General features: G+C 54.5%; 5 protein-coding genes. All 5 read left to right on the top strand.

Features of this window, described 5'->3' with window-relative positions:
• Positions 1-203: 203 nt before the first annotated feature.
• The 5 genes from thiE (at position 204) to tgt (ending at position 6,920) form a co-directional block, all read left to right on the top strand.
• The gene (thiE, locus tag FYJ84_RS12520; RefSeq protein ID WP_154407936.1) at positions 204-851 is read left to right on the top strand and encodes a thiamine phosphate synthase; all 648 of its coding nucleotides are present in this window, start codon (positions 204-206) and stop codon (positions 849-851) included.
• 6 nt (positions 852-857) lie between these two features.
• Positions 858-1,979 (top strand): hypothetical protein, encoded by a 1,122-nt coding sequence (locus FYJ84_RS12515; RefSeq protein ID WP_154407935.1) that lies wholly within the window; start codon positions 858-860, stop codon positions 1,977-1,979.
• Between the two features lie 47 nt (positions 1,980-2,026).
• Positions 2,027-5,440 (top strand): DNA polymerase III subunit alpha, encoded by a 3,414-nt coding sequence (locus tag FYJ84_RS12510; RefSeq protein WP_154407934.1) that lies wholly within the window; start codon positions 2,027-2,029, stop codon positions 5,438-5,440.
• A gap of 47 nt (positions 5,441-5,487) precedes the next feature.
• Positions 5,488-5,670, top strand: coding sequence for a hypothetical protein (locus tag FYJ84_RS12505; protein WP_154407933.1), 183 nt, complete (start codon positions 5,488-5,490; stop codon positions 5,668-5,670).
• A gap of 116 nt (positions 5,671-5,786) precedes the next feature.
• A complete protein-coding gene (tgt, locus tag FYJ84_RS12500) occupies positions 5,787-6,920 on the top strand; it encodes a tRNA guanosine(34) transglycosylase Tgt (RefSeq protein ID WP_154407932.1) in 1,134 nt (377 codons plus the stop codon).

Genomic DNA, 6,920 nt, shown 5'->3' with positions numbered 1-6,920 from the left:
AGGAATTACGGAAATTAACGCCCACGGAGAGTGTGTAAGTCCTTTTGCCAAGGCAGAAGGCTGTTCTCGTAGAAGTGGGAATCTCCCTCCTCAAACGCCTAGGCGTTAGGAGGGAGTAATTCAATTTCCATTATTTGTATAAGTTGCCGGATATTTGTGGTATAATTTAGTTTAACGTGATTTTGCTGGATAGGAGTGATTGGATGAACAGGCAGGAGGCCATGAGGTGCTTTAAGAGTTTTCCTATTTATGGCATTACGGCAGAGGGCATGTCTGCCGGGCGGAGCAACCTGGAAGTGGTAGAAGCCATGCTGCAGGCAGGTATCCGCTTTGTGCAGTACCGGGAAAAGGAAAAGAGCGGCCTGGCACGCTACAATGAATGCTTACAGCTGAGGGAGCTGACCAGAAAATACGGGGCTGCCTTTTTGATAGATGATTTTGTGGATTTGGCTATGGCGGTGGATGCTGATGGGGTGCATATCGGCCAGGATGATTTGCCGCCCCGGGCGGTCAGGGAGCTTCTGGGCCCTGACAAGGTAATCGGCTGGTCCACCCACGGGCCGGAGCAGCTGCAGGCTGCCAACGGGCTTGCCGGCGTGATAGACTACATCGGCACAGGTCCTGTCTATGCCACTCAGACTAAGAAGACGGCCGTGCCGGTGGGGCTGGAATATGTGCAGTATGCCAGGCAGAATTCGGTGCTGCCATTTGTGGCCATAGGCGGCATCAAGGAGCACAATCTGCACCTTGTCAGGGAAGCCGGTGCAGATACTGTATGCGTGGTGTCGGAGATTACCGGCGCGGATGATATTGCCGCCAAGGTGCGGTCTTTAGCAGAAATAATGGATTGATTTGCTATGGAAAATAAGAAATTGGAAGAAATAGAGGCGGTGCGCAGGAATCTGAAGGGCAGCCGTCTGAAGGATATACTGCTGGACGAGATGGAAAAGAACTGTCCCGGCGTGTCCTACGACAAGCTGATGCAGGCAGCCATGACGCTGCAAAAGGCAAAGCAGATGATTGCAGGCAATGTGCCGGACAGCGACTACAACGAGCTGGGCAGGCAGTTCCGCCAGACGGTGGGGCGCAGGAATGAGGAAAACCGTGCCATTATACAGGGCATGGTCAGGGAACAGCGTCTTAGTGGCAGGCTGACCTACAGCTGGTATTACAATCAGCCCATCACGGCATGGGAGCGGGATTTTCATTACATCAAGCTCCTGAGCGATTACCTGATGAGCGGCGGGGAGCCTGAGAGGGCTTCTTTGCAGGAGCGTTCCTATGAGATTTTTCATGATGATACTGTGCTGACGGAGTACCCGGAGCTGTTGGAGCGGCTGGGGATTTCCATGGAGCAGCTGAACATCGTGGCCCAGCCGGACCCGCTGATGCTGGCGGTGCAGTGCGGCAAGCAGCCCCATGGGGGAGTGTGCCAGCACTTTGCCGTGGAGACCAAGGAGGCATATTACGGCCTGTATCCTGTGCTGAACAGGACACGGTTTGCCTCGGTGATTTATGGTGCAGGCTGGAAGCTGGCAGGAAACCTTTTCCAGCTGCCCTATCAGATTGGCAGGGAGTGGTACAAGCACTGCATCTGGTATTTTGGCAACATGAGCTATGAGGGCATCAGCCTGTGGTACGCCATCAGGCAGAAACTTCCCTCAGGCATGGAGCTGAAGCTGGCGGTGCCTATGTACAAGGCAATGCTTTTGTATCAGCCGGTGAAGCTGGCAAAGAAAGGCACAGGAGGAGCTGCCGGGGGCAGGCACCTCCCAGGCGGGGAAGCCGGGAATGTGCTTGAAATAGTGCAGACTGTGCAGACGGACAAGGCAGTGGAGGCATTTTGCCGGGAGTTTGAGCCGGAGGATGCGGCTATCTGGCGTGATATACTGGGCAAGAATATGTATTATCCCCAGAGCATGCTGGGCAATCAGGAGCTGCAGAAGCTGTTCCGGGAGATGGACAAGGGCATCCTTTAGGGGCATAGCAGGATTTTGGTTTTTATTTTGGTAGGAGGATAACAATAATGACAGGTTCGGTTCCTTTTGCGCATTTGCATGTTCATACTGAGTACAGCCTGCTGGATGGGGCAAACCGCATCAAGCCGCTGATTGCCCGTGTGAAGGAGCTGGGCATGGAGCATATCGCCATTACGGACCATGGCAATATGTTCGGCATCATGGAGTTTTATAAGGCCTGCAAGGGGGAGGGGATTAACCCGGTCATTGGCTGCGAGGTGTATGTGGCACCCCGGGACCGCCATGAGCAGTACGAGGTGGATGGCACAAGGTACTACCACCTGATTTTGCTGGCGGAAAATAACGAGGGATATAGAAATCTGGTACAGCTGGTGTCCAGGGCCAATACCGAGGGCATGTATTACAAGCCAAGAGTGGATAAGGAGCTGCTGAGAAAATACAGCAAGGGGCTTATCTGCCTCAGTGCCTGCATTGCCGGGGAGGTGCCGGCATGGATTATCCGGGGGGATATGTTCCGGGCGGAAAAGGTGCTGCAGGAATATCTGGAGATTTTTGGCAGGGAGAATTTTTTTATCGAGCTGCAAAATCATGGCATGCCGGAGGAAAAAAAGGCCATGGCAGGGCTTTTGGAGCTGGCGAAAAAGTATCAGCTGGGGCTGGTGGCTACCAATGACGCCCATTACCTGAAGCGTGAGGACAGCGAATTTCACGAAATCCTGCTGTGCATCCAGACTGGCAGGACATTGGATGACCCTGGCAGGATGCGGTTTGCCAGCGATGATTTTTACCTGAAGACACCGGAGGAAATGCAGGGGCTGTTCAGTGAGTACCCGGAGGCGCTGGCAAATACGGTGAAGATTGCAGAACGGTGCCATGTGGAGTTCGATTTTGAGCATCGCCATCTGCCGAATTTCCCCCTGCCGGATGGGATGACGGATGAGGCATACCTCAGGCAGCTCTGCGAGAAGTACCTGCCGGAGCGCTACGAAAATATCACTCAGGAGGTGCAGGAGAGGCTGGACTATGAGCTGGGCGTAATCCACAGCATGGGCTTTGACAGCTACTTCCTGATTGTGTGGGATTTTATCAACTACGCCAGGAGCGTCAATATACCGGTAGGGCCGGGGCGAGGCTCCGCTGCCGGCAGCATCGTGGCGTATGCCCTGGGGATTACGGATCTAGACCCGTTGCAGTATGACCTGCTCTTTGAGCGCTTCCTGAACCCGGAGCGGGTTACCATGCCGGATATTGATATAGATTTCTGCTATGTGCGCCGGGAGGAAGTCATTGATTATGTGAAGCAGCGGTATGGGGAGGACCATGTAAGCCAGATTATTACTTTTGGCACCCTCAAGGCAAAGAATGCCATCCGGGATGTGGCCAGGGCCATGGGCATGTCCTATGCCGAGGGGGACAGGGTATCCAAGCTGATTCCCAGCGGCCCCAAGGTGACTCTGCAGGCGGCTCTGGACAGTGTGGACGAGTTTCGCAAGCTCTATGAGGAAGATGTCAGCGTGCAGCGGCTGGTGGACATGGCAAAGCGGGTGGAAGGGCTTCGCAGGAACTGCGGCAAGCATGCGGCAGGCATCGTGATTGCCAGGAATCCCATTACCGATTACATGCCCATCATGATTGCCGATGGTGCGCTGGTTACCCAGTTTGAAAAGGACCTGGTGGAGGAGCTGGGGCTTTTGAAGATGGACTTTCTGGGGCTGCGCACCCTGACTGTCCTGGATGATGCTGTGAAGAATATCAAAAAAAATCACGGTGTTGATGTTGATTTGCGGCGGCTGCCCCATACGGATGAAAAGACCTGCCGGATGCTGTGCGATGGCGGCACAGGGGCGGTGTTCCAGATGGAGTCTGCCGGGATGACGCGGATTATGCGTGACTTGAAGCCGGAGGGCTTTACTGATTTGATTCCCCTGGTGGCACTTTACCGTCCGGGGCCTCTGGGCAGCGGCATGGTGGATGATTTTATTGACGGCAGGCACGGGGAGAAAAAGGTGGAATACCTGCATCCCCTGCTGGAACCGATTTTGCGTGAGACCTTCGGGGTGGTGCTGTACCAGGAGCAGGTTATGCAGATTGTGCAGGTGCTGGCGGGGTTCAGCCTGGGACAGGCGGATCTTCTGCGCCGTGCCATGGGCAAGAAAAAGGCGGCCATCCTGATGGCACAGAAGGAGAATTTTTTGCAGGGAACCAGGCAGAAGGGCATTGATGATAGCCTGGCGGAGCGCATCTTTGAGCTCCTGGAGCATTTTGCGGACTACGGCTTCAACAAGTCACACAGTGCCGCCTATGCCTGGGTGGCATGGCAGACCGCCTACCTGAAGGCCAACTATCCGGCAGATTTCATGGCGGCCATGCTCACCAGCGTCATGGACAATACGGACAAGGTAAGCCAGTACATAGAGCAGTGCAAGCGCATGGGGATTAAAATCCTGCCTCCGGATATCAACGCCAGCCAGGTGAATTTCAGCGTGGACAAGGGGGCTATCCGCTTCGGGCTGGCAGCTATCAAGAACGTAGGTGAGGCGGCACTTTCTGTCATGATGGCAGAGAGGGAGAAAGGGGGCAGCTTCCTGTCCCTGATGGATTTCTGCTCCCGGGTGGACTTCCATGCGGTCAATAAGCGGTCAGTGGAGAACTTTATCCGCTGCGGCTGCTTTGATTCCCTGGGTACGAAGCGCGCCCAGCTGCTGGCGGTATTTCCTAGTGTGTCCGAGGCGGCTGCAATGGTACAGAGGGACAGGGCAAATGGCCAGATGGGGCTCTTTGATGCGGAGGAGGTCCGGCAGGTGGCTGAAATCAAGCTGCCGGATATACCTGAGGCGGAGCCTGAGGTGCTGATTGGCTGGGAGAAGGAAATTACCGGCTTTTATATTACGGGGCATCCTCTGGACAAGTACCAGGCCAAGCTGGCGGGGCTGACGCCTGTGTCCAAGGTCATGGAAGGGCAGGTTCCGGACGGCAGCAAGGTCAGGCTGGGAGGCATCGTGGTGGAATGCATCCGCCGCACTACCAAGAAGGGTGATATGATGTGCTTCTTGCGGCTGGAGGATTATACAAACACCATCCGTGTGGTGGTGTTCCCCAAGGTGTTTTACAGCAGGATCAACCTGTCGGAGCAGGACAGGAGGATTGTGGTTTTTGGCAAGGTGGATTTCAGCGATGATGAGCGGGACAAAATCCAGCTGATTGCCGAGGATATCATCAGCCTGGAGGATTATCAGCCTGATTATTATATCGCCCTGAGGCCGGAGCAGGAGAAGCCGGAGATTTTTGACAGCCTGCGGCGGATTTTCCAGAAGCATCATGGCAGCCGGGTTGTTTATATGTATTTTTATGGCTCAAAAAAGCTGATAAAAAATGAAAAGCGCTACTGGCTGGATGGCTCGGCAGAGGCTGAGGCGGAAATAAGGAAGCTTTTGGGAGAGGGCAGCCTGAAAAGCAGATAATCAGATATGCAGGTAGTCAGGTTCTTTTTCTTGGGAGGTTTTTTAGCGTGTGGGTTTCGATTTTTGTGGCAAAGGATAAAAATGAAGCTGACAGGATTATGGCACGGCTGGATGATGAAGGCTTCGTGAACCGCATCCGCCCGGGCACGGGAGGAATCATGCAGGACGGGCAGCTGGAGGTGCAGGTGCTGGAATCCGAGGCGCTGGATGCCCAGCAGTTCTGCTATTGACATGTACAGCCTGTGCCGCCTGTATTGAAAGAAAATGATATTTGTGATATTATAGAGCGGTTAAAGGTTTTTACAATCGATAAAATTATTAAAGGTTTGGAAAGAGAGGCGATAGCTTGCCTGCAATAACTTATGAATTGATTAAGCAGGATGAGGCAACCGGGGCAAGAGCCGGTATTATTCATACACCTCATGGCAGCTTTCCCACGCCGATTTTTATGCCGGTGGGAACGCAGGGCTCCGTGAAGGGCGTATCACCAGAGGAATTGAAGGAGCTGGGGGCAGGGATTGTGCTCAGCAACACCTATCATCTGTTTTTGCGTCCCGGCTCCCAGCTGGTGAAGGAGGCAGGGGGGCTGCACAAGTTTATGAAGTGGGACGGTGCCATCCTTACGGATAGCGGCGGCTTCCAGGTGTTCAGCCTGGGGGATTTGCGCAAGATTACCGAGGAAGGGGTAACTTTCCGCTCCCATATTGACGGCTCCAGGAAGTTCCTTTCCCCGGAGGTTTCCATGCAGGTGCAGATGGACATCGGCTCGGATATTGTCATGGCTTTTGACGAGTGCATTCCTTATCCGGCTGATTATGCCTATACCAAGGCTTCCACGGAGCGCACCACCCGCTGGGCGAAGCGCTGCAAGGACTACATGACCAGCCCTCATCAGGGCTTGTTCGGCATAGTGCAGGGTGGCATGTTCAAGGATTTGCGCACCCGGAGCGTGCAAGAGCTGGTAGAGCTGGATTTCCCAGGCTATGCAGTGGGGGGCCTCAGCGTAGGCGAGCCCAAGGATTTGATGTATGATATGCTGGACCATACGGTGGAGCAGCTGCCAAAGGACAAGCCCCGCTACCTGATGGGGGTGGGCACGCCAGACTGCCTGGTGGAGGGCGTGATGCACGGCATTGATATGTTCGACTGCGTATTCCCTACCCGGGTGGCGAGAAACGGCACTGCCATGACCTGGCAGGGGCGCATGGTGATGAAGAATGCGGAGTACACCCATGATTTCCGTCCGCTTGAGGAGGATTGCGACTGCTATGCCTGCCGCAATTACAGCAGGGCGTACATCCGGCACCTGATCCGCTCCAACGAGATTTTCGGCCTCCGGCTGCTGTCCCTGCACAACCTTCGCTTTTTGCAGCGGTTCACCAGGGAGATGCGGCAGGCGATTATGGAGGACCGCTTCGGTCAGTTCCGCCGGGAATTTCTGGATCAGTACAATTATAATTCCAAGCAGACCATTGGCTGA

The organism is Anaerovibrio slackiae (assembly GCF_009695585.1).
Classification (GTDB): Bacteria; Bacillota; Negativicutes; order Selenomonadales; family Selenomonadaceae; genus Anaerovibrio; species Anaerovibrio slackiae.
Note: the sequence above shows the minus strand (reverse complement) of the source record. Positions and strands in the feature narration are given on the sequence as shown.